The 22,770-nt window shown below is 55.5% G+C and carries 24 protein-coding genes and 1 tRNA gene; 16 read left to right on the top strand and 9 right to left on the bottom strand.

Annotation, left to right across the window (positions count from 1 at the left end; all coding sequences use genetic code 11):
• Positions 1-217 precede the first annotated feature (217 nt).
• From ACQ4N7_RS11805 to ACQ4N7_RS11795, 3 genes are all read right to left on the bottom strand, one after another.
• Entirely contained in the window at positions 218-1,042 is an 825-nt protein-coding gene (locus ACQ4N7_RS11805; protein ID WP_035985517.1) for a CPBP family intramembrane glutamic endopeptidase, read from the bottom strand.
• Between the two features lie 15 nt (positions 1,043-1,057).
• Entirely contained in the window at positions 1,058-1,663 is a 606-nt protein-coding gene (locus tag ACQ4N7_RS11800) for a M23 family metallopeptidase (RefSeq protein WP_035989010.1), read from the bottom strand.
• Between the two features lie 131 nt (positions 1,664-1,794).
• Positions 1,795-2,442, bottom strand: coding sequence for a class I SAM-dependent methyltransferase (locus tag ACQ4N7_RS11795; protein ID WP_035985516.1), 648 nt, complete (start codon positions 2,440-2,442; stop codon positions 1,795-1,797).
• 207 nt (positions 2,443-2,649) lie between these two features.
• Between ACQ4N7_RS11795 and ACQ4N7_RS11790 the strand changes: the two genes are divergently transcribed.
• Positions 2,650-4,635 carry a heavy metal translocating P-type ATPase gene (locus ACQ4N7_RS11790; RefSeq protein WP_035985515.1) on the top strand — a complete coding sequence of 662 codons (1,986 nt, stop codon included), beginning with the start codon at positions 2,650-2,652 and terminating at the stop codon, positions 4,633-4,635.
• 44 nt (positions 4,636-4,679) lie between these two features.
• On the opposite strand, the gene ACQ4N7_RS11785 is transcribed toward ACQ4N7_RS11790, so the two are convergent.
• Positions 4,680-4,859: a hypothetical protein gene (locus ACQ4N7_RS11785; protein WP_430711778.1), complete on the bottom strand. Its 180-nt coding sequence runs from the start codon at positions 4,857-4,859 to the stop codon at positions 4,680-4,682.
• Positions 4,860-4,989: 130 nt separating this feature from the next.
• Here ACQ4N7_RS11785 and ACQ4N7_RS11780 point away from each other — a divergent pair, with 130 nt between their 5' ends.
• The 6 genes from ACQ4N7_RS11780 (at position 4,990) to ACQ4N7_RS11755 (ending at position 12,126) form a co-directional block, all read left to right on the top strand.
• Positions 4,990-5,652 (top strand): hypothetical protein, encoded by a 663-nt coding sequence (locus ACQ4N7_RS11780; RefSeq protein WP_035985513.1) that lies wholly within the window; start codon positions 4,990-4,992, stop codon positions 5,650-5,652.
• 2 nt (positions 5,653-5,654) lie between these two features.
• Positions 5,655-6,572, top strand: a complete 918-nt coding sequence (locus ACQ4N7_RS11775; RefSeq protein WP_035985512.1) for a vitamin K epoxide reductase family protein — start codon at positions 5,655-5,657, stop codon at positions 6,570-6,572.
• 16 nt (positions 6,573-6,588) lie between these two features.
• Positions 6,589-7,692 (top strand): tetratricopeptide repeat protein, encoded by a 1,104-nt coding sequence (locus ACQ4N7_RS11770; protein WP_146150513.1) that lies wholly within the window; start codon positions 6,589-6,591, stop codon positions 7,690-7,692.
• A 677-nt stretch (positions 7,693-8,369) separates the two neighbouring features.
• On the top strand, positions 8,370-8,984 hold the full coding sequence (locus tag ACQ4N7_RS11765; RefSeq protein ID WP_430711777.1) for a M23 family metallopeptidase: 615 nt from the start codon (positions 8,370-8,372) through the stop codon (positions 8,982-8,984).
• A 52-nt stretch (positions 8,985-9,036) separates the two neighbouring features.
• The gene (locus ACQ4N7_RS11760) at positions 9,037-10,800 is read left to right on the top strand and encodes a peptidoglycan D,D-transpeptidase FtsI family protein (protein WP_035985510.1); all 1,764 of its coding nucleotides are present in this window, start codon (positions 9,037-9,039) and stop codon (positions 10,798-10,800) included.
• 81 nt (positions 10,801-10,881) lie between these two features.
• Complete coding sequence (locus ACQ4N7_RS11755) at positions 10,882-12,126, top strand: hypothetical protein (RefSeq protein WP_035985509.1); 1,245 nt, start codon at positions 10,882-10,884, stop codon at positions 12,124-12,126.
• Between the two features lie 284 nt (positions 12,127-12,410).
• On the opposite strand, the gene ACQ4N7_RS11750 is transcribed toward ACQ4N7_RS11755, so the two are convergent.
• On the bottom strand, positions 12,411-13,010 hold the full coding sequence (locus tag ACQ4N7_RS11750) for a ribonuclease III domain-containing protein (protein WP_035985508.1): 600 nt from the start codon (positions 13,008-13,010) through the stop codon (positions 12,411-12,413).
• A 25-nt stretch (positions 13,011-13,035) separates the two neighbouring features.
• A complete protein-coding gene (locus ACQ4N7_RS11745; protein ID WP_106920408.1) occupies positions 13,036-13,197 on the bottom strand; it encodes a toxin-antitoxin system HicB family antitoxin in 162 nt (53 codons plus the stop codon).
• A 175-nt stretch (positions 13,198-13,372) separates the two neighbouring features.
• On the opposite strand from ACQ4N7_RS11745, the gene ACQ4N7_RS11740 reads away from it, so the two are divergent.
• From ACQ4N7_RS11740 to ACQ4N7_RS11730, 3 genes are all read left to right on the top strand, one after another.
• On the top strand, positions 13,373-13,735 hold the full coding sequence (locus ACQ4N7_RS11740) for a hypothetical protein (RefSeq protein WP_225885242.1): 363 nt from the start codon (positions 13,373-13,375) through the stop codon (positions 13,733-13,735).
• A complete protein-coding gene (locus ACQ4N7_RS11735) occupies positions 13,732-14,043 on the top strand; it encodes a hypothetical protein (RefSeq protein WP_035985507.1) in 312 nt (103 codons plus the stop codon). The genes ACQ4N7_RS11740 and ACQ4N7_RS11735 overlap by 4 nt, the downstream gene beginning before the upstream one ends.
• Before the next feature lie 99 nt (positions 14,044-14,142).
• A complete protein-coding gene (locus ACQ4N7_RS11730) occupies positions 14,143-14,727 on the top strand; it encodes a hypothetical protein (protein ID WP_035985506.1) in 585 nt (194 codons plus the stop codon).
• A gap of 36 nt (positions 14,728-14,763) precedes the next feature.
• Here the strand turns inward: ACQ4N7_RS11730 and ACQ4N7_RS11725 are convergent, their stop codons facing one another.
• Both ACQ4N7_RS11725 and ACQ4N7_RS11720 read right to left on the bottom strand, forming a co-directional pair.
• Entirely contained in the window at positions 14,764-15,348 is a 585-nt protein-coding gene (locus ACQ4N7_RS11725) for a hypothetical protein (protein WP_035985504.1), read from the bottom strand.
• 45 nt (positions 15,349-15,393) lie between these two features.
• The gene (locus tag ACQ4N7_RS11720; RefSeq protein WP_035985503.1) at positions 15,394-16,053 is read right to left on the bottom strand and encodes a Uma2 family endonuclease; all 660 of its coding nucleotides are present in this window, start codon (positions 16,051-16,053) and stop codon (positions 15,394-15,396) included.
• A 369-nt stretch (positions 16,054-16,422) separates the two neighbouring features.
• Here ACQ4N7_RS11720 and ACQ4N7_RS11715 point away from each other — a divergent pair.
• The 3 genes from ACQ4N7_RS11715 (at position 16,423) to ACQ4N7_RS11705 (ending at position 18,642) form a co-directional block, all read left to right on the top strand.
• Positions 16,423-16,537 (top strand) — tRNA-Ser (locus tag ACQ4N7_RS11715).
• 231 nt (positions 16,538-16,768) lie between these two features.
• Positions 16,769-17,932 (top strand): tyrosine-type recombinase/integrase, encoded by a 1,164-nt coding sequence (locus ACQ4N7_RS11710; protein ID WP_106866665.1) that lies wholly within the window; start codon positions 16,769-16,771, stop codon positions 17,930-17,932.
• A gap of 32 nt (positions 17,933-17,964) precedes the next feature.
• Complete coding sequence (locus tag ACQ4N7_RS11705; protein WP_106866664.1) at positions 17,965-18,642, top strand: hypothetical protein; 678 nt, start codon at positions 17,965-17,967, stop codon at positions 18,640-18,642.
• Positions 18,643-18,699: 57 nt separating this feature from the next.
• On the opposite strand, the gene ACQ4N7_RS11700 is transcribed toward ACQ4N7_RS11705, so the two are convergent.
• Positions 18,700-19,350, bottom strand: coding sequence for an XRE family transcriptional regulator (locus tag ACQ4N7_RS11700; protein WP_106866663.1), 651 nt, complete (start codon positions 19,348-19,350; stop codon positions 18,700-18,702).
• A gap of 97 nt (positions 19,351-19,447) precedes the next feature.
• Here ACQ4N7_RS11700 and ACQ4N7_RS11695 point away from each other — a divergent pair, with 97 nt between their 5' ends.
• From ACQ4N7_RS11695 to ACQ4N7_RS11685, 3 genes are all read left to right on the top strand, one after another.
• The gene (locus tag ACQ4N7_RS11695; RefSeq protein WP_106866662.1) at positions 19,448-19,774 is read left to right on the top strand and encodes a helix-turn-helix domain-containing protein; all 327 of its coding nucleotides are present in this window, start codon (positions 19,448-19,450) and stop codon (positions 19,772-19,774) included.
• Positions 19,656-19,952, top strand: coding sequence for a hypothetical protein (locus ACQ4N7_RS11690; protein WP_106866661.1), 297 nt, complete (start codon positions 19,656-19,658; stop codon positions 19,950-19,952). Before ACQ4N7_RS11695 ends, ACQ4N7_RS11690 begins: the two co-directional genes overlap by 119 nt.
• Positions 19,953-20,268: 316 nt before the next feature.
• Positions 20,269-22,695 carry a DUF3987 domain-containing protein gene (locus ACQ4N7_RS11685; protein WP_430711776.1) on the top strand — a complete coding sequence of 809 codons (2,427 nt, stop codon included), beginning with the start codon at positions 20,269-20,271 and terminating at the stop codon, positions 22,693-22,695.
• Positions 22,696-22,770: the final 75 nt, after the last annotated feature.

Genomic DNA, 22,770 nt, shown 5'->3' with positions numbered 1-22,770 from the left:
GCAGTAGCGCCTAGCCATTGAGAACTACTAGAGGGAGGGGCAATCCCCAGAGACTTAGACGCAGCAGGCGAGATTTCCAGCTCATGGTGAGTTGAGATATTGGTAGGCAGTTTTGCAGCCGTTCATTCGGGCAAGCCCAAACCCCAGCGGATTTTATCCTGCTCTACAATCGGCAGAGCCCAGGCCCACGGGCGGTAAGAGCACAATAGCGAAAGCCTCATCGGGAAGCGCTTGGAATGTACCGAATACCAGCGCTAATCAGGGCAAGAAACAGAACTCCCATTGCTCCGGCTAGCGGGTTTTGGTTCAGACCCGTCACCCATTCCGGCACTCGCCCGGTGTAGATCGCTAAATCGCCCACATCGATCAGGTAATAGCCCGCCACCAGCCCCCCATGCAGCCCAATGGCCAGCCCCAGGCGTCCGGCAGTGCGCTGGCGTGCCCAGCCCAGGGTCAGCCCCAGCAGCAGTAGGCCCGGAAAGCTAGGCAGCTCTTTCACAATGGCCTCCCAGGGTTTGATAAAGTGCAGCGCCGCATAGATCGTGCCGCTGGCCCACAGTGCCGGAGTAAAGCCCCAGTCGTAGCGCAGTTCATCCAGCAGCCAGCCACGAAAGAGCAGCTCTTCGGCCAGGCCAACACCCAGGCCCACCAGCAACCCCTCCAGGGCAATTCGCCCTAGGGTGGGCGGTGCCGGTTGCCAGGTCAGCCAACCCAACCCGCCCTCTAGGGTAAATAGCAGCCCCAGGCTCACCAGGCCCACAACTACCCCAATTGCCAGCTCTCGCCCATAGCGGGCCGATGCCCCTAGACCGTGGGTGCGCAGCGGTTGAGCTTGGCCATGCACGCGGCGACCCCACGGTACCAGCCATACCATAAACAAGACGTAGAGCAAAACTAAGGGAATAACGCTCAGGGAGCCATCAGTGCCCAGCCACGCGTAGAGAGGTAGGGCGATGGGCACCCAAACTAGCGCTAGCAGTAGCAGAAAGCAGAAAATCCTCACCGGGGCAGGATAGTGAACCAGCTTATGCAGTTGAATCATGCCAAAGGTGCCCGTTTAACCCGCTTGCTGAGCGTCATACATGGCCCTTAGCACCAACCCAGGGTCAACCCAATTGCCGTCGTATTTCAGCATCCAATGGAGGTGTGGGCCGGTGGTGCGCCCCGTCATGCCGACGCGGCCCAGTCGTGCCCCAGTGGACAAGTCTTGCCCCTGCTCATAGCGAATGCCCCCGTCTGGATCAACCAAATAGCGCTTGCCATTTGAGACTTCGACCCGACCGCTCATATGACAATAGCGATGCTCCCACTGGCCCGACCGAATGACGGCAGAGGTGCCACAGGTGGTGTGGTCAGAGACTTCGATCACCTTGCCGTTCCACCAGTTGCGCACAAAGCTGCCCTGGGGTGCGGCCAGGTCTAGCCCGTAGTGAAACTGAGATTCCCCGCCGCCAGTGGGAGAAGTTCTATAGCCAAATGCGGAGGTGTAAGCCTGAAAATTTTCGACGGGGAAGGACGCCTGCCGCCAAAACGCAACCGTGTCTTGGGCGAAGGCAGGAGCCGATGAACCAGGCCAGTGCAGGGTCAGAAAGAGCCCCAGGCCGAGGCAAAACGCTATCCGTAAAAACCTCGCACGACGCCAGAGATGACCCAGTTTGCTCAATGCTGTCACGACATATCTCCTCTGCACAGGCACAGTCAACGGCCTATTTATCGCCCAATTATGCATCAAGTTGAGTCGGTGTCTCAGATCCTCGACAGTTTGTCTCTCGATGCCTTGGTTTTCGAGGCAGACTAAAGTTCTTGTACTGGGGAAGCGCTCAGAGCCGCTACTGCCATCAGGCCCCAAATTACATCAAATCGCACTCGTTGAGCACGCGATATACAAAATTCGGCATTTTCTAAGAGAGTGTGCAGTTCAGCCTCGCTATAGCATTGCTGATGGGCCGGGTCAATTCTTTGCAGTACCCAATCACACAGTCTGCAAAACCAAAAGTCTCTACACCAGTCTAAAATTACTAGCTTTCCTTCTGGCTTGAGCACGCGCTTCATCTCAGCTAAAGCAGCCTGTGGATCTGAAAAATAGTGAAAGGCATTGGCAGAAACTACAACATCGAACGACTGAGCTGGAAACGGTAAATCCGATGCTGATGCCTCTTTAAAGGTAATGTTTGGATAGCGTTCGAGTTTTTGCTGGGCTTGAACCAACATTTGCTCAGAGATGTCGATGCCAGTGATGATTTGAGTTGGGTTGTTTTGTAAAAGCAAACGCTCTAGCTCACCTGTGCCACAGGCAATATCTAATACTGCTGCCGTCGGGGCAATCTCAGCCCATGCCTTGAAAAAGTTCAGCGTATTCGTGACATATCGCTTCCAGCGCCGATCGTAGACATTGGCGATCTGGTTGTACTGGTCTGTAACCGTTGACTCAATAGAACTCATCGGGGCGTACAGAAAATTTTGTGGGAGACACTCGCCAGTTAATCCTAACGGCTGGTGGGTCTACGTCAGATGTTTCCATCCCTGCCGGGAACGACGGGTGCCTTACCTCTAAGACTAGCCTTTTGCAAAGAGCATGACAGCGTACGATACTTACTGTACCATCTGAATAGTCTTTCAGATGTTCAATAGCTTTTCAAAGGTGCCGCTATGGCAGACTCTCACTCCCAGGCTTGTTGCGACAGCCCCGGCCCCACCCCTAAAGCTGCGGTAAACGCCCATGACGACTGCTGTGGGTCTGACCACGGCCACAGCCAAGATTCAAGTGACTTCAGCCTGCGGCAAGAGTTGACGCCGATCGCGATCGCCACCATTCTCTTCCTCATCGGGCTAATTTTCAACGAGGCGCTGCACAACACCTCCTTCGCCATCGCTGAATACGCGGTGCTGATTCCGGCTTATCTAATCAGCGGCTGGACTGTGCTGACCACGGCGGGGCGCAACATTTTGCGGGGGCGCGTCTTTGACGAAAACTTTCTGATGACGATCGCAACTCTGGGGGCGATCGCCATCCATGAAATTCCCGAAGCCGTTGCCGTGATGCTGTTCTTCCAGGTGGGAGAACTATTTCAGGGCTACTCGGTGGGGCGATCGCGCCGCTCGATCAAAGCCCTGCTAGAGGTGCGGCCTGACACCGCTAACCTCAGTGTTGACGGCGACATCCGTACCGTTGCCCCCGAGACCGTGCGGGTTGGGGATGTGATTGTGGTGCGCCCCGGCGAAAAAGTGCCCCTGGATGGCGACATTCTGGAGGGCAAATCCCTAGTTGATACCTCCGCTTTAACGGGCGAATCGGTGCCTCGCACCGTTGCCCCCGGTGAAACTTTGCTGGCCGGGATGATCAACCAGTCGGGGCTGCTCACGGTACGGGTGACCAAACCCTTTGGTGAGTCGTCGATCGCCAGAATTTTGGAACTGGTCGAAAACGCCAGCAGCAAAAAAGCCGACACTGAAAAATTCATCACCCGCTTTGCGCGGTATTACACCCCTGTAGTGGTGTTTCTATCTCTGGCGGTGGCGATTTTGCCGCCCTTGTTCATTGAGGGGGCTACCCAGGCCCAGTGGGTCTATCGCGCCCTGGTGCTGCTGGTGATCTCCTGCCCCTGCGGGTTAGTGATCAGCATTCCCCTCGGCTACTTTGGCGGGGTGGGCGGTGCCGCCAAACGCGGCATTTTGGTCAAAGGCTCCACCTATTTAGACACCCTGGCCCAGGTAAAAACGGTTGTGTTCGACAAAACCGGCACCCTCACCCAGGGCAACTTTCGCGTAACGGATGTGGTGACTCACAACGGCCTGAAGAAGCACCAACTACTGGAGTTAGCGGTCCAGGTCGAGTCGCAGTCTAACCATCCGGTGGCGCAGTCGATTCGTCAAGCCTACGGACAGACCGTCGATACCTCCGGCGTGCAAGACTACGAAGAAATTGCGGGTCACGGCATTCGTGCCACGGTGAACGGTCGGGTGGTGCTGGCGGGCAATGATCGGCTCCTGCACCGCGAAGCCATTCCCCACGATGTCTGTGTGGTAGACGGCACCGTGGCCCACCTGGCCGTGGATGGCGAATATAGTGGCCGCATCATCATCGCCGATGAGCTGAAAGAGGATGCTGTCGAAGCTATCCGGGCGCTCCATGCCCAGGGCATTGCCACTGCCATGCTCACTGGCGATAGTCAGTCAGTGGCCGACAGCATCGCCAAAAAGCTCGGCCTCGACGAGTATCGAGCCGAGCTGCTGCCGGAAGACAAAGTAGAGGCATTGGAGGCGTTTCTCCATCAAGCCAAGCAAGTCAAGGGAAAAGTCGCTTTTGTCGGTGACGGCATTAATGATGCCCCAGTGATTGCTCGGGCCGATGTGGGCATTGCCATGGGCGGGCTGGGCTCCGATGCGGCGATCGAAACCGCCGACGTGGTGATTATGACCGATGCGCCCTCAAAGGTGGCCGAAGCCGTTCAAATCGCCCACAAAACCCGGCGCATTGTTTGGCAGAACATCAGTCTTGCCATGGCCGTCAAAGCCCTCTTTATTGCCCTGGGGGCGATCGGCTTGGCCACCCTTTGGGAGGCCGTGTTTGCCGATGTAGGCGTTGCCCTGCTCGCCATCTTAAATGCGGGTCGAATTATTCGGAACCCTCGATAACGGGTTGAGATGAGCATTCTCCGGAGAATTGCAGCGTCCCCCCGTTACCAGCACCCGCCGTGGTGGTGGCCGCCGTGAGTGCCGTTGTGGTGGTTGACTATCACAGTATCAGCGATGTCTGAGGAGTTAACCGCAGCAGGATTACCCTGCCCCCATGCAACAGCTTGCATAGAAATCGCGATCGTAGCGGCGACAACTGCACTAACCATAGAAATCCGTGTCATGGCATCCTCCTTATGTGCTGAGTATTTATACTCTAATCTTAGCTTTCAGGTGGGGGCAAAACCCTCATCTGAGCAATTCGTCACAGGATGTCACCCTAGTTCATGTCCTGACCGAGACCCATTTCTAGTTATGTCTGCCTCCCTTCAAATCGTGCTGGGCACCTTAGCCCTGAGCCTGATTCATCCGCTAATTCCCAGCCACTGGCTACCGTTCGTAGCGTTGGGCAAGGCCGAAGGATGGTCGCGGCAAGAAACCCTATGGATTACAGCCCTAACCGGCTCGGCCCACACCGTTAGCACTCTCCTAATTGGGGTGGCCGTAGGGCTATTGGGCTACCAGTTTGCCGACTACTACGACATCGTGACGCACCTGGTCGCTCCGGCGGTGCTGATTGGGTTGGGCTTGGTTTACCTGAGTAAACCGCTGCGTCAACGCTGCGTCCCATGCTGCTCTCCGGACGAATCTCACCCTGTTGTAGCCACAGTTAGCCCCTCTGGCCGCAGTAAGGTAGCAGCGGTCGTAGCCATTGCCAGCGCGATGTTTTTCTCACCGTGCCTCGAAATTGGTGCATTTTACCTATCCGCAGGGGCGCTCGGATGGCAAGGCATTGCCCTGGTCTCCGGGGTGTACCCCGTTGTTACGGTACTGGGCATGGTGTTGGTCGTGAACTGGAGCTGGCAGCGGGCAAAATCGTTGTCTGCCGCAATCCCTACCTGGAATCTCAGTGGCCATACCTCAACAGGTCTAGTCCTCGTAGTTCTGGGTTTTTTGACGTTTTTTATTGATGTGTAGTCATGCCGCGTAAACAATCAACTCCCTGGATTCATCGCTATGCCCGCCCTCTGATGGCGGGGTTAGCGGCGGTTGGCGCTGTCGTCACCGCTTACTTAACGATCAACAAGCTCACGGGTAGCGCCACGGCCTGCCCTACCAAGGGCTGTGACATCGTGCTCTCTAGCCCCTATGCCACGGTGTTTGGCCAGCCGCTGGCCCTGTTTGGATTTTTGGCTTACGTGGGTATGGCAGTGATGGCGATCGCCCCCCTGCTGGTCAATGGGTCTGGGCAAAAAGACCTCAGGGATAAACTCACCCGATTGACCCAACCCCTGCTGCTGATCGGCGGCACCGCCATGATGGTCTTTAGCGGCTACCTCATGTATCTGCTTACCGCAGAAATCCAGGCGGCCTGTCTTTATTGCATCGGCTCAGCGCTCCTCTCTACCAGCCTGTTTTTGCTTGCCCTCATCGGCCAAAATTGGTCTGATCTATCTCAACCCTTCTTTATTGGCAGCATTACAGCATTTCTGGTGGTGGTGGGCACCCTGGGCGTCTATGCCAATGTCAACAACCCAGTTGCCGAGGGCTCGGGCGATCAGCTGGGGCCTGCCATCACCACCCAATCTGGCCCGGCTGAAATGGCTTTGGCTCAGCACCTGGCCGACACTGGTGCTATTTTCTACGGAGCCTGGTGGTGCCCCCACTGCCACGACCAAAAGCAGCTGTTTGGCCAAGAAGCCAGCCAGGTTATGCCCTACGTAGAGTGCGCTACCCCCGAGGGGCAAGAGCAAACCCCCGAGTGTCAGGAAGCTGGCATTACCGGCTATCCCACCTGGGAAATCAATGGTGAGCGCCTGTCGGGGACACAAACCCTAGAGGAACTTGCCCAGCTCTCGGGCTATACCGGCCCCACCACATTTCAAAATTCAATTTAGCGCGAAGGAGAATCCCTTGAGAGGTACAGGTAAACTATTGGGCCTGGCGGGTATGGCGATGGGAGGGCTGCTAATAGTGGCCACTCCGGCGGGTGCTCACAGCCCCGGCCAGGCGTTGAGCGAGCAGGCCCAGCGCGATGAACTGGCCGACTTGCTAGAGTCGGGGGCAGAGCTAGTCGAAGCCGGTGATCTGGCTGAGGCGCTCGCTCGTTACCAGCACGCGGCTGGTCTAGCTGAGGACAATGCCAAAATCTTCTCGGCCATTGGCTACCTTCAGGCTCGCCAGGGCAATTTTCAAGCGGCGATCGCCGCTTTTCAAACCGCTATTGGGCTAGAGCCTAACAATCTGGCTGTTTACTTTGGTTTGGCCCATGCCCATAGCAACCTGGGGGAGTATGAAGCGGCAGGCAATGCCTACCGGCAAATCCTACGATTGCAGCCCGATAACCAGGCGGCTCAACTGGGGCTAGGCGCGGCGCTGTTTCAAACCGCAGCCTTTGAAGAGGCTCTGGCGATCTACACCAAGCTTTTGCAGCAAGACCCCAACAACCTACAAGCCGCCGAATCTATCGGCCTGATTTTGCTCCAGCAAGGCAATACCGATGCGGCGATCGCCGCCTTAGAACGAGCCGCTATCCTGGCCCCCCAGGCCAGCCGAATTCAGCTGAACCTGGGCATTGCCCACCTCAAAGCAGGGAATATGGCCTCGGCGCTAACTGCGTTTAGAGCGGCAGCGGCAGAAGAGCCCCGCAACGCCGATATTCGCATGCAGATTGGCTACCTGCTCTGGCAGCAGGGGAATCTAGACGCCGCCCTAGAAAGCTATCAGCAGGCAGCCCGGCTTCAGCCCGACTCGGTGATTGCCCACGATGCGATCGCCGATCTCTACTTCGAGCAGCAAGAGGTACTGATGACCATCGTCGCCCATCGCGAGGTGCTCGAGATGGCCCCCGACCACGCCCCTGGTTACTACCATCTAGGCGTTGCGCTAGAGGCGCGGGGCCGCCGGGCAGAAGCGATCGCGGCGCTGCAACGGGCAAAGACGTTACTCCTGGAGCAAGAAAACGGTGAAGACGCCCAGATTGTTGACGAGCTGCTGCAAAAACTCCAATCGTCGTAGCCTGCCCAAGCTAAACAGACTGCACTTTCCACAAACTCCGCCGATAACCACATTGCTGCACTACGGAACGTTGAACTATGGCGACTGACAGTAGCAAAAGGGAATTTAACCCGTTCTTGGGGTACAGCTACTCTAGGCGGCTGGTAGAGCTAGGGCGTGTTGTCCTGCTTGTGGGTGGGTTAAGCAGCGGGTTGGCGGTTGTACCAGCCCTGGCCACAACTGAGATAGACCCATCAACCCCCATTTCAGCAGAGTCGTTGCTCCCTGCCGCAGCCAGTCCGTCCGGAGTCGAAAGCGGACCCCAAGCTCCTGCTCCTGCTTCAATACAGGGTTCGGTAGAAGCGTTACCCAGTGCAAGCGTTAGCGCACCTGCTCAACCGCCCGAACGGACTGTACCCAATCAAGTGCCTGCTAATGACTCTGTTCCGGCTGGTTATAACAGCGTCTTTATTGACCCAACTGATTACAGCCTTGGGGCGACAGCGGCTCCAGGAGGGGCTTCTCCTAATCTCGTGTTTGCAGAACGAGCAACGGGCTGTCAAATCACCGTAGCAGGGTCGCAAACCCCTCCCCAGTCTTCCTGTCAAGCAACCGCCCCAAACTCTACCAGCCCACCTGCGGATAGTGGCTATGGCATTCAAGTGGGGCCTGTTACTATCAGCTCGCGCGGTGTTAGCTTGGGCGATACCACCATCGTTAGCCGAGCCCAGTTAAATGAAAGACTGCGGCCCTTAAACATCCTCCGTCGCGGCAATGAGGAATATGTTTTCCCCCTGTCTATTCCAGCCCCAATCACCTCGCTGTTCGGCTGGCGGATGCATCCCGTCCATCAAAACTGGCGATTTCACGCTGGCACCGACTTGGGGTCTCCTGCTGGCACCCCGGTTTTAGCCACCCGCTCAGGCAAGGTTGCGGTGGCCGATTACCTTGGTGGTTATGGCCTAACGGTAATTCTGCGCCACGATGATGGGGATTTGGAGTCTCGCTATGCCCATTTGTCCAAGCTGGCCGTGCAGGCTGGAGAATGGGTTGAGCAAGGGGAGGTTATTGGTCTGGTGGGCAGCACCGGCACGGCGACTGGCCCAAACCTGCACTTTGAAATCCGCCAGCTAACTAGTCAGGGCTGGATAGCAGCAGATGCCAAAGATATCTTAGACGACGGCATTGCTGACCTGCTCAACGTTATCAACAACCCCTTGCAGGCATTGGGAGCGGGTACCGCTGGTGAAGCCAGTGGCGCAGCGGCTCCCGCCGACTATCCCTTCCGCCCGGCCCAGCCAAACGCCAGCTAGTGCCCTGGCTACAGCATCTGTCATGTCCAAAAGCCCTTTCCCCTTTGCAGCGATGGCCACCCCTAATCGTGCTTCTGCTCGGCGCAACCAGAGACTAGTTCAGCAACGTCAACTGTTGGCCGCCAAAATGCAGGTGGTGGCGTGGCGGCGCATCGTTGTCGTCTGGCTGCTGTTGGTGCTGGCCTTAGTCGGAATTGGCGGGCGGCTGGTCTACTTACAGCTGCTGCAAGGGGAGACCCTGAGCGCTCTAGCCGAACAGCAGCGAACACTACCGACGCTGATTCGCCAAGCTCGTTACCCAATTGTCGATCGTTTCGGTGGCGTGCTGGCGACTGACCAGGTTGCTTATACCCTTTACATGCATCCCAAGCTGTTTAAGCAGTCTGTCGCCGAGGTAACCGAGGCATTGGCCTCTGTGGTGGCTATGCCACAGAATGAACTCTTGGCTTTACTTAACCAGCAATCCACCGGTATTCGGTTTCCGGGTCAACTGTCAGAGGTGGAGGGCGATCGCATTCGATCCTTACGCATCGATGGCCTAGAGTTGGTGCCTCAGCAGCAGCGGTTTTACCCCCAGCAGGAACTCTTTGCCCCGATCCTAGGGTTCATCAATCTCGATGGGAAACCCCAGGCCGGGTTAGAGATGGCCTACGCCGAACAACTCGCGATCGCCGCGCCCCCAGCTGTCGATCCAGCGGTGCCGTCGTTAGCGCGTGGGTCATCCCCAAACGCAAGCTTACGCTTGACGCTTGACAGCCGCCTACAGCGCATTGCCCAGCAAGAACTAGAGGCGGTGGTTCAGGCATACAACGCCCAGCGAGGCACCGTAATGGTTATGGACGCCCCAACTGGAGAAATCTTAACCCTGGCCAGCGTGCCCACCTATGACCCCAATCGCTACTACGATGCCGACATCAGCGCCTTTCGCACTTGGCCAGTGAGCGACACCTACGAACCCGGCTCGACTTTTAAGCCGATCAATGTTGCGATCGCCCTAGAAGATCAAGTGATTTCCCCTGATGACGTCATCAACGACAGCGGACGTATGCAGTTTGGTAAGTGGTTGATTAAAAACAGCGACTACGGCGAGGTCGGTGCCCGAGGCCCCATTTCAATTACCGATATCCTCAAATATTCCAGCAATGTAGGCATGGTGCAAATCATGCAAAAAATGGCGGCTTCCAACTACTTTAGCTGGCTAGAACGCCTGACCCTGGGGCAGCCTACAGAGATTGACTTGCCGTCGGAAGCCTCTGGGCAAATGAAACCCCGAGACAAATTCATCAACAGTCAGGTCGAAACGGCCACTACTTCATTTGGTCAAGGGTTTGCGCTGACACCGGTAAAAATGCTGCAACTGCTGGCCACCTTAGCCAATGGTGGGAACCTGGTAACTCCTCACATTGTCGAGGGTATGGTGGCAGAAGACGGTACCTATCTGTGGCAGACCGAACATGCCGATCCTAAAGCCGTCTTCTCCCTACAAACCACCCAACAGGTGCTCGCCATGATGGAAGCAGTGGTCGCTGAGGGAACCGGTAAACCTGCCCAAATTGAGGGCTACCGGGTTGCTGGAAAAACGGGCACAGCCCAAAAAGTTAACAACTCAACCGGTTATAGTTCTGCCCGCATCACTAGCTTTGTAGGCATTGCGCCCGTAGAAGCCCCCCGCTATGTGGTGTTAGCGGTCATTGATGAGCCCACTGGCGAGAACGCCTACGGCTCGACGGTAGCAGCTCCTCTGGTTAAACGGGTGATGGAGTCGCTGTTGGTGCTCCAGGGAGTATCTCCGAGTCGCGCTGGAGAAGTGCCGTGAGGCACAAAGATTTTAGTACTTGCTCTCACCATGTTTGCATCATTGACGTGCTGTAATCAACTTCCCAAGGGGGAATTCATCATGTGGCCAGTCAAACACGGGCAACCCTATGCCAACGAAATCGAACGGTGGATGTACGCCAACTTTGTAGCAGCATTCTTTGAGAAATTTGACGAGCTGCGCGACCTCGACGTTGACGATCCGTTTGAGTGTATCGATGCCACCGAGCAGTTTGATGCCCTACCTAGCGAAACAAAGCTAGCGGCAGTCTGTGAATCGGCTATCGCGATTATGGATCCGTTGTCTTCCCTTGGGGGGCAAAATGCCCTGCTTGCCGAAGCGGGGGCGATTCCGTTTGAGTGCATGAAAGGTCTCATTGTCATGGAGATTGAAACGACCCAGGAGCTTGAGTCTGTGGAGCCTGGCCTCTCAAAATGGGGCGACTTCTGGCGGCGGCAGGTGCTCCTCTTTTTCTACGCTCTCCATGGCTTGTCGTTGGTAGACATGGTTGAGAGCATTCTCTATGAAGAGGCCGGTGAGCCGGGTGAACTGTCTGAAGCCCTGATTCAATCGTGCAGTGCTCGGGCGCAAGAGGCGATTGACCAGAAAACCTATCTAGACTTTCTGCCCTGGATCCCGAAGTCACCCCAGGAAACGGACATCGAGAAATGGGAAGACTTGATTGAAAGTTACCTGATGGATGATCGCCTGTTTCAAGATCACGACTGGCTGATCAGTCTGCCTTCTTCCCATCCTGAATTGCCCGATGCGGCGGTTCTGGAGTTGCAGTTCAAAAATCAGGAAATCCAAGCAACCGTCGGCATTGCTCCAGCCTACTTTGACATGGGGCTAAGCCAACGACAGCTCAAGCCCTGGAAGGATCTCAGGCGAGAGCTGGAGACCTATTGGGTCGCGCCCCACTTACAGACCCCGGCCATTGCCCACAGAATTGTGGAGGCTCTGGGGCAGGGGCATTTACTGGGGGCACATCCAGCCGAGGACAGCGAACCAGAAGCGTGGCGCTCAGGTGCGCCCAAACGAGTGCAGGACTTGCTGGAGAAAATTACCTTTCGCGAAGGCTGCCACCTGGCGCTGAATATCGCTGAGCCGGGCGAGGTCGATCAGCTGGTTCCGATTACCCACATCAGCGTGCTGGAAGCGGAGGCGGGCTATGGCGTGGGAGGTAAAATCTGCGAGTTTGAGACTGAAGCCGGTGCTGCTGCGATCGGGGATGCGCTGAACCCTGAGGCGATCGAGGAGGTGGTTGTCTTGGCAGTTGAGGGGTTGGCGTCCTTTTTTGGGCCAACGGATGATGCGGCGGGGTGAAAATCGTTTCCGGTGCCTGGGTTACCAGGGCGAAGATCGACATTTGATGGGAAGAAATCTTCTGGGAGAGGATATACCTAGGGGGTAGCTCTGGCACAGGCTAGACAGATCGAGTGAAAAGCTACTGGGAAATACCCCGGAGAGCAAAAAGCACTGATAGGCCCCAGAGGGTGACGAACTGCTGCAACACTGCCCTGTCAAGCTCACGGCTGGGGTAGGAAAAATGACGCTCAGCCTGCTGCGGTGAATTTCTCCTGGAATAGCAAGTAACCCAAAATCCTAGCTTAGTCATTGCCATCGCTAGTTGAAAACAAAATGCCGAAAGAACTTGGTAGACCTTGTATCTCGGCATAATCGTCCCCCGTCACTAGCGTGGGGTCTTCTTCATAGTCATCAACAGCTTCCCAAAGAAATCGGTTACAAAGCCACTTAGCCAATTTGTCAAAATCGCGGTCAGCATCCAAAAACAGTACCCCTACGACCGCCTCAAACATTTCTCCCCAGACGCCAGGTTCATCTTCAGGAGGTTTCTGGTTTTTCCGATTCCAAGAAGAGCTAATCTCGGGTAGGCCAAGGGCGATCGCAAAGTTAGCCAAAAACGGTCTATTCACTAAATTTTGCCGATAGTTATCAAAACCTTCGTGAGTTAATTCGCGCCTGGTGCCATAGAGAAAATCCGCCAGAATAGCGTCTATCAGCATGTCACCTAGAAAAGCAAGACGACGGTATTCTTGCTTGAGTGTGACTTGTTGGCTGGGCGGCAGTCCCAACTCATTGATAGTGCAGGGATCCGTAAGGGCGATCTTAAGTAACTCGTCACTGTGAAAATCAGGAAACGCGATCGCACGCTTAGCCTCTTCAAGCTTGATCATGATGGCAGGCATCGATAAAAGTCCTTGCTGGGTTTATCTAGCCATTCTTCCCAGCGGACTCCCTTGCCTCTAACGCCTCCCTCAAGAGCATTTCAACCACGAACGTAAACGATCGCTGCTCTCTGTCTGCGATCGCCTGAATAGCTTCCCTCATCGGGTCTGGCAGGTAAATGCTGGTCTGACGCTTTTGGGTAGTCATAGCCGCTCTATTTAGCTCTAGAGCAAGCCTAGGTGAAGCATTGCGCTCAAGGGTAATCTACTCTAGGTTAGAGTAGATTAATCTAATACAGATAGATATATTCGCTAGTTCAAGCCACCTCAGCTTTTTTAGCGGCCAGGCTGACCTTCGCCAGCGCCCAGGAGGTGCTATCCCTATGGCTCAACCTTTTCCAAAACAGCGATCGCGCCAGCTTCAGGTCATCTATCGAGCCTTTGGGTACGCCCTTAACCCTGGCCACTTGCACCTCCCACCAACCACTAACCTGCCCGCCGCCTTCCCCCAGGTCGAAGCGCCCCGCTTTCACTACGGCGATCGCCTCTGCTGGATTCCCTATGGCAACGCGACCGATTGGGGCCTGGTTATTGGCCAGTTCTACAGCTACGCTCCCCACAGCCGCCGCTGGCAGTGGTGCTACCTGATCTGGCTCGATCTTGCTTCCCCCAGTGCCACCTGGGTCAGAGCCGATATCGCCTGGGAAGGCGACCTCGAACCCCTTGATGAGGAGCCTATCCGATGAATCCTCGCCCCCTTTCTCCCCGCGAGCAGCGCCTAATCGAGCGGTACAGCTACTGCCAATTGGGCATGACGCCCCAGCGTTTTTACGCCAAGTGGCAGGTGAGCCAGGAAGACATGGCGGCGATCTGCTCCCGATCAGTTTCGACGGTGCGGGGCTGGTTTCGCAAAGGTCGCAGCTATCGTCGCCCCACCCCTGTAGACCTGCGCCATTTGGCCCTAATGGATTTTCTGCTCGACAACTTTGACCAGATTCCGGCAGACCTACGGCAGGCCCTCTGCACCACCGAGCAGGAAGACGATCACACCTAACCCGAAATTGTCAATATCACCGTGCTCTGTTTTGGTAAATCTCCCCCAGATAGGGTGGCATCAACTGCACTGAATCGAAGCATCAGGGAGGACAGTCAAATGAGCCAAGGGCACCGAATCATGGCCGATATCAAACGTATCCGGGCGGCGCTGGCAACGCCAGGGCAGGGCTCGTACCGTCTGCAAAAGCTTCCTCGGCAGGCTGTTTGGCTAGTTCACTGTAGAAACAGCAAAACCTACCGGCTAACCTTCCAGCCTGCCCCGATTAACGCTTGGACGCTGCATCCCCCAGATCGAGAAGCTTCTGAACTGTTGGGCAAGATTGAGCAGGCATTGAAGCCCAGCGCGGCCAGTGCCGGAGAGAGCGTGCAGTCTTACCCAATGGATGCTGTCAGCGAGCAGGAGACTCACCGTTTAGAGCGCCAGCAGTACTCTTCATATGCGGCCTACGAGGTGGAAGCTCCTACGGCCTACAACCAGCTGCTCCATCCCTGGTGCGTTGTTCAACTCCTCCCCCACATGCAGCGGCGCACGGTGGCGCGGTTTCGACGGCGCAATGATGCTGATGCCCATTTGAGGGCTATGCAGCGGCTGAGCCCCTCAGCTCAGTACACCGTTATGTTTGATCCAGCTCCATCCAGCCACTGCTTCACTCCCGAGGGGCATGGGGAGGTGTTTGCCTGAGGGGAGAGAAAAGCACCATACCGTTCTCAACCCTATCTAATGGCTTAGACCTGGATAGTGAGAGTAGGAACCACCGCTTCTTGTCCCATTTGTAGAATGTCTTTCGCCATTGTTTGAGAGGCCACATTCGCGATGCCCCTCTGGGGCGGCTACGCCAACGCTCTGCCAGTCTTCTGTAGTGAACATCTGAGCGAGTATAGCGATCGCCTCAGCCCGAACCCCCTTCTGTTCGTTGGGTAACGCCTGCTCTTCCTCTGCCAACAGCGCCTCAATCCATGCCGTTTGTTCGGGGGTGAGATACCTCAGGTGACCGTATAAGCATTTTTGCGCCTCCATGTAGACAGCCTCTAGACTCCGCCCGAGCTGCCACGACTCTAACCACCCCTGCAACTCCGGTAACAAAATGGATAGCACTCGCACAGTCCACCGCTGCCGCTGCAGAGCTTCCGGCGAAACCTCCTTGAGTAACTCCACATACGGCTGTAGACCTAGACCAGCCTCAACCTTCCCTTCCTCACTGGCGCGATCGACATCTGCCTCCCGAACCCAATCCTCATCATTGAGCAAGTCCATCAGGTTGCCTGTTCTGCTCAGTTGTTCAGCTAGGATTGCATCATTCATAAGCTGTGAGGACGTTGTGAATCGAATAGGATGTTAAACCCCCACCTATTCTTCCAACTCACTAGGGTCGATACCCAGTTCCCGTAGTTTTTCCATAGCCCGATCTAATTTGCGCTGGGTCTGGTTCCGTTCCTGGTACAGCTCCTCAGGGTCTTTGAAGCGCTCCCCATTGGGATAGAACAGCGCCAGTCCATCCTCAAACATGTCAAATGTGACCCCTAGGGTCGGGGATGTCCAGGGCAAATTGAGGCGGGTTAGTAGCACTAGCCGTTCATCTGGGGCCTGGCGCGTCAGTCCCCAAAACTCAAAATTGTCGGGGTCGTAGAAGACCATTTCCAGCACCCCATACCGGTCATAAAACGCTTGCTTTTGTGAAATCTCAGTGGCTGAATTACTGGGAGAGATAATCTCAAAAACTACCTGGGGCGGGATGTTGTCCTCTTTCCACTGCTTGTAGCTGCCACGGTCAACATCCGGACGCCCCAGCACCACCATGGCATCAGGGGCCTGGGAAGGAACGGGGGGAGCATCCACCTGAACCGGATACCAGAGCAAATCCCCTGCGACAAAAGCTGTTTGGCCCTGCAAGAGATTTCTTAGATTGCTGACCAACCGCACAATCCAACGGTATTGCTTCGTGTTATCAGCCATGGGCTGACCATCGGAGTCGGGATAGATATCCGTGGTTACCGTTGCTTGAGTCATGGTCAGGTGGCCCCATCATCATATGGCTAGCGAACAAGGTGCTGAGCTCTTTGAGCTACCTCTCGTCTGAGTTGTTGAGGCCCTCGATCGTACTCAGGCGGCATTGACGCCTGATGGACGGGTTCCGCTAAGACCTCTAACAACTGAACCATGACCTCCAAGCTTGTTCTGAGGCAGATGCTCAATCAGGGAAATCGCTCGTTGCCGAATATCCATAGAAGACAGGACGAAAGGTTTTAGGCAAGCTTGCCTCAATTGTAGCAGTGGGCAAGTGTGGCGCAGCTTGAAGGTCGTTGGATCAGCTCCTATCCAGCAGACGACCGTCAGCACCCCAGAGATAAGGTCGTAGGAATTCTTAACCATGTCCAAATCGGGGTAAGTTTGGGGTAACGCTAAATTCATGGCCTTGAAACCCTTGCTGAATAAGAAGTGATTCACAGCTTCCCAAGCTGAATGTCGTCGGTTCGAGTCCGATCACCCGCTTTCAATAGATTCAGCCTCAAACGCTCTCCCGGAAAGGGATTCAGCCATCAAAGTGTTGATTACTTTTTGGCAAAGTGGCCTTGACGTTGGGTCACTTTGGGGCAGTTTGGGGGTAAAAACTGGTACGAAATTGGTATAAACCTCCGGGCACGAAAAGCGGATTGATGGGGTCTGGAATAACCGTAGATGACGGCAAGGGTGCAGGCGATGTACTTTACCCCCACTCCGAACTATGGCTAAAGGACAAGTTAAAGTCGAAGTTTATTCCGAACGCTTGCGGTTGCGGTGGAGTCACCGGAGCCAGCGCTACTGCCTGTCGGTTGGCTTGCCAGACAGCATTATCAACCGCAGGGTTGCAACGCAAAAGGCTCAGCAGATCGAGTTAGACATGCTGAGCGGCAATTTTGACCCCACGTTGCAAAAATACAAGCCGGAGGATCCACTTCCAGTGGTTGCAGCTGGGTCTGAGACATCTCAGAGCTATACCAATGTCTTTAAGCAGCACTGGGATGAGTTTGTGGAGGATAAGGGGCAGCGGCTAGAGAGCCCCTTCACCATCGTGAGCATGTACAACCCGATTCCCAAGAAAGTGCGTAATTTCGGGCGCAAGATCCTTGGCCGTCGGGAGGCCCAAGAGTTCGTCACGTTTATGCTGCAAAGTGCTTCTCCTGCCACCATTAAGAAACAGATAATCATCCTGAATGACTTTGGCAACTGGGTGCAGCAGAATAAACTGGTGGACGCAGGTTGGGAAAACCCGTTTACCGGGCTGACGGAGATGTGCCACCCGGTACCGCCGATCAAAGTACCTCCCTTCAGCGAGGCGGAAATTAAGCAAATTATCGGTACCTTTCGCGACGATCGCTACTACGCCCACTACACCGACTATGTGCGGTTCTTGTTTATGACGGGCTGTAGAACCAGTGAGGCCATCGGCCTCCAGTGGAAGCATATTCGTCGCGACTGTACCGGGATTACGTTTAACGAAACCCTGGTGCGTAAGGGCACCGGCACGGCTCGCCTGCGAAAAGCCACCAAAACGAATCGGGCTCGGTTCTTCCCGTGCAATGTTGACCTACAGAACCTGTTATTAGCCATTCGCCCTGAAGACTACAAGCCCGATACCCTGGTCTTCCCCAGCCCCAAGGGCAAACCGATTGATGCGACGAACTTCTTAAACCGGGCCTGGCAAAGCATTTTGAAGAAGTGCGGCATGACTCAAGAAAACGGGCTGTATCGCACCCAGTACAACACCCGACACACGTTCATTAGCCACATGCTGGCGAAGGGGATGTCGGTGATTGAGGTGGCCAAGCTGACCGGCCATGATCCTAAAGTTCTGTTGGAGCACTATGCTGGCCTGATTAGTCAGATCGAGGTGCCCACGTTCTTTTAGGGGTTGGTAGTTGTCGAGGAGCGCTCTTTGTCATGGCCTGGAACACCAATTTTGGCAAGCGCGTGCTGGAGGGGGCAGAGGCTAAGTTTTACCTGCACATTCTCCAGGCGGCGGTTGAGTTCAGCCAGGAAGCGGTTGAATTCGACGAGGTAGAGGTTATCACTGGAGATCGCATCTTCGACAGCGCCAGCTTTGAGCAACGGGTGGTGTTGTGGCATCGGTGCCTGGAGGCGTTACTCAAGCCAGAGGTGCTGGTGCCACCCCTCACCAATGTGCTAGAAGCGGCAGCCTATTTCCCTTTCGCCTGGTTGACCCAACGGGTGGAGGATGAAATTGCCTTCGCTGACTGTATTAAGCAGGATGACGATCCGTTTTACTGGCGAAGACTGATTTGGGAAACTCTGAACGCCTTGGGAATGCTCAAGGTTTTAGAAGCTGAGTTTGAGGAGGAGGAGGACATTTTGCCCATTGAGGTGGACTGTGAGGACTCGCTGGAATGGGAAAACTGCATTGATGAGCTGGCTGATCGCATCTTTTGGGATCGCGACTGGCAGGTCACCTACAACCATCCTCAGTTGCTAGATGGCATTGAGGAGGAGTTTGCCAATCAAACGGGAATCTCTGAAGACTATGTTCAGAATCGTCTGCCTAAGGTGACACAATCCGAAGCCAATACCGCACTGCAAAAGATCTTAGCTTGGCAGAACTAGAAGGAATAATATCCAGCCTGACAGGCATCAGCAAGTAAATGCCAATCCTCACAAAGGTCATACGAGATGTAATTTGTGGCTAACCCAAATAACCCTACCCATAAGGCTTAATCCACTGGCTTGGCTCGGCAAGACGAGGGAGAAAGCTTCATAAGCTGCATTATCACTCAGAACTCGAATCGTCTTCTCCGCAACATATTGCAGGCGTTTAACCAAAATTCGGTCATCCAGCTTGAGTAGATAGATGCCATGGGTCACCGCCTCCAGATCTCGGTCTGTAGTATCTACCAGCACCAGCGCTCCTACCGGCAGGGTTGGCTCCATACTGTCATCGGCCACCTGGGTCAGCATCAGGTGCTCAAACGAATCAGGGAACTCTGTCCGTAGCCAAGCCGTCTCAAAGGCCAGCGGATCCTTCTGAATGTACTTCTCAGCTAACACTTGAGGTGAGTCATGAGGAGCCGTCCTAGACTGTCCAGTTGCCAGCCACTCTACGCTGATATTGGCCGTGCGGGCTATAGCGAGCAGCGCCGGTCGGGTGGGTTCGCTTTGACCATTAAGATATTGGCGGAGCACAGTGTCAGAAAAGCCGCAGTCTCTGGCAAAGCCTCTTACGCTCTTGTCTCCAACCGCCTGCTTTAAACGGACTGGAAACTGATCAACATCCTTGGCATCCGCCTGCGCCTCATCAGGTAATGGATTAGTCATAAGGGTTACATTAATTGCAGATGCAAATTATAACACTTGACATGCAATTTATTTGTTGCTAGCTTCATCGATATATTGATGGAGCTAAGACAATTCTATGCATGTAGAAGACATTAAAGCAGCTCTACGCAAGCAGGGCTGGACTCTGACCAGCATTGCGAAAGAACTGAATATTGGCACCTCGGCAGTCTCCCATGCCTTGACTCGACAGCGATCGCGCCGTATCGAGCAAGTGGTGGCGAGCAAACTTGGCCTGCCTCCCCATGAGATTTGGCCCCAGCGATATAAGCGAGGAAGAGTAAATCATGGCCCAATTCATCAGCAAGCGGGAGGCTACCCAATACCTCAAGCTCAGCGATACGACACTGAAGCGTTATCGGTTGCAGGGGGTGCTGATCGAGGGCATTCATTGGGTGCGCATTAACAGTCGCTGCATTCGCTACAATCTGGAGCTGATGCAAGACTGGCTGCACAACCGCCATGATCCAGTTGCTCACCAGCGAGCTATCAGAATTTACCAGGCCAGCTTGTTGAGCAATCGGAAAAAGCCATCACAGCCCAGTACTCGAAATAAGCTGCCGAAGCGGAAAACTAGCAAATAGAGCTGTCAGAGTTTAATCAAGTTGTTGATAGCTTTCTACCCTCATTTCTTGATCTGAAGCTTGATTGAAAAACACCCCAACTACTTGCTAGCCAGGGTGTCGAGTTTCTTTTTTTGATTTTTCACAGCCGGGTTAATCAACACCTTGAAGTGGTTGGTCAGAACCGCTTCACTCATTACCCTGCTACTGAAACACGTGCTTCCAACTATAGCAAAGTCATGGGCAATGTCCAAGACTACGAAGCTGATTGGGCAATTGACTGAGCCCGGTAGCAGGTTAATTATGGTGGCCCGGCTCCTAACCTCAGGAGCTAACCATGGCACAGTATGTTTACTCAGGGCGATCGCGCCCCTGTCCTATTTGTGGACGCACTAAAGACCAAGACTGCCGCTGGAATGAGGAGGTGGTGTTCTGCCACACCCATGTAGACCGGGATGGGGCGGTAGACGGCTACGTTTACCGAGGCGCGACAGCCGATGGCATGTGGGGGCAATACTTTGCAGCCACCGCCTCTCCCGAGAAGTCGGTTCGCCCCCAGCAGCGGCAGGATTACTTCTATCCCAGCCGGGCCGGGCAACCGTTGGTAAAGGTGATGCGGGTAGATCGGGGCAACGGTGCAAAGTTTTTTGTGCAGTACCACTGGAACGGGCAGCAGTGGGCCAAGGGTCTGACCCCTGAGATTAGAGCCCAGGTGCCGATCTACCGCTACCGGGATGTTCAGAATGCCATATCCATCGGTCAACCTATCTGGATGGTGGAGGGAGAAGGCTGCGCCGATGCCCTGTGGGCGATCGGCATTCCCTCGACCACTACCCTGGGGGGCTCGAAGAAGTACCGCAGCTATGGCGATTACGCTGAGGATTTGCAGACGGCCCAGTTGGTGCTGTGCCCCGATCGCGACCAGGTCGGCATTGCCCACATGGAAGAAGTCGCCCAGGACTTTCCCTCGGCCCAGTGGTGCTACCCCTACCCGGATAGCCTGCGCTGGCACAACCTGCCGAAGCATGGCGGGCTGGACGTGGCAGATTGGATTCATGACGGGGCTACAGCGGAGCAGATTCGAGCGGCGGTGCAAGACCGACGGCAGCTGGAGGTCAGCTCTACTCAAAGCTCCGAGCGACTGTCGGTGCAGGCCTTGCAAGACCAGATTCGCACCTATCTAGTCACCAGCCCCACCGAACTGGCTCTGGCGGCGCAGGTAGTGCAATGGCACCAGGAGACGGGGATATCAGCCAGGGATATTGGTAACCTGGTCACCCTGGTGCAGGCGGAGCTGGAGCAGACTGAGGAACGGGACGATCGCCGAGCTGAGATTCACCAGCTGCTCAAAATTGGCGACTACCAGCTGTGCCTGGGGGAGTATCTCCATGCCGACCTGGCAGAACCCCTAGAGCAAATTGCTGACTGGATTGGGGCGACGCCAGCGGCGATGCTGGTGACGCTGCTGCCGGTGGCGGCGTCATTGCTGCGGGTGGGTACGGAGCTAGAGATTGATGCCGGGATGGGGTTCTCGGTGCCGCCGATTGTATTTACGGGGCTGGTGGCACCCTCGGGCAGTAAGAAGAGCCCAATTCAGCGGCAGATTCTGGGGCCGCTTTCACTGCTTCAGGCGGAGGCGGATCAGGAGTATGAGTATGCTGCCTCGGAGTATGAGGTTGACCTGCGGGATTGGGAGCAGACTAGGGCTGAGGATAGGGGCATTCGCCCGAGGAAGCCAATGCCACGGGAGTATCACACCTCGGATGCGACACGGGAGGCGATCGCCCGCATCCAGTCCCAGCAACCAGAGCGGGGCATTTTGGTGACGCCGGATGAGCTGGCGGGCTTATTTAAGGGGCAGAACCAGTACCGCAATGGTCGGGGTAACGATAAGGAGTCGCTACTGACCGCCTTTGATGGCTCGGGGCTAAAGGTGGATCGGGCCAGCGGTTTGCGCATCAGCCTACCGCGCACCAGTCTGAGCCTGACGGGGACGATTCAGCCCGATATTCTGCGGGAGATGATGGGGGATTGCTCGGATGCCAGTGGCCAGTGGGCCAGGTTTTTGTGGTGTCTGCTGCCCCTGAAGCCTGCGCCGTTTCCTCGGCGGACGGTGCGCCATGACGTGTCGGAGCGGCTCTATAGTCTCTACCAACAGCTGGAGAGGTTGACGGCCCAGTGTTACCGGCTGAGCCCTGAGGCTAAGGCATTATTTGCGGATTGGTATGACCAGTTGGATCAGCTGCGGGTGACGGAGACGCACCCAGGCTTGCAGGCGGTGTATTCCAAGATGCAGGGCTACACGGGGCGGCTGGCGCTGATTCTGCATTGCCTGAATGCAGCGGTGGAGGGGCGTTTGCCGAATAATGCGGTGGATGTGGGCCAGATGCAGGCGGTGATTAAGCTGGGACGCTGGTTCATTGGTCAGGTGAAGCTGCTCTATGCGGATGGGAACACGGTAGATGGGGCGCTGGAGCCGGTCTATACGAAGCTGATTCAGCTGTCGCGGGTGCGGGGCTGGCTGCGGGCAAAGGATGTGCGGAACTATGAGCGCAGTTTACGGAAGGCGGGGGTGGAGGTGATTCGGGCTCATTTCTTGGAGCTAGAGGCGATGGGGTATGGGGAGACCCAGGGGATGGGGAATCGGCTGCAGTGGCGGGCAACGGTAGACACGGTAGACAGATTTGAGGAAACGGTAGACGGGGTGTCTACTGCAAAATCGCACGAACTTCGGCACCTGAATCGCGCCAACTTCGGCAGGTGAATCGCATGAACCTCGGCACCTGAATCGCATGAACTTCGGCAGGTCATGACTACCCCATCGGTGGATCTCGATACA

The organism is Nodosilinea sp. AN01ver1 (assembly GCF_050565655.1).
Lineage (GTDB): Bacteria > Cyanobacteriota > Cyanobacteriia > Phormidesmidales > Phormidesmidaceae > Nodosilinea.
The sequence above is the reverse complement of the archived record's forward strand: the minus strand, read 5'-3'. Positions and strand labels throughout refer to the sequence as shown.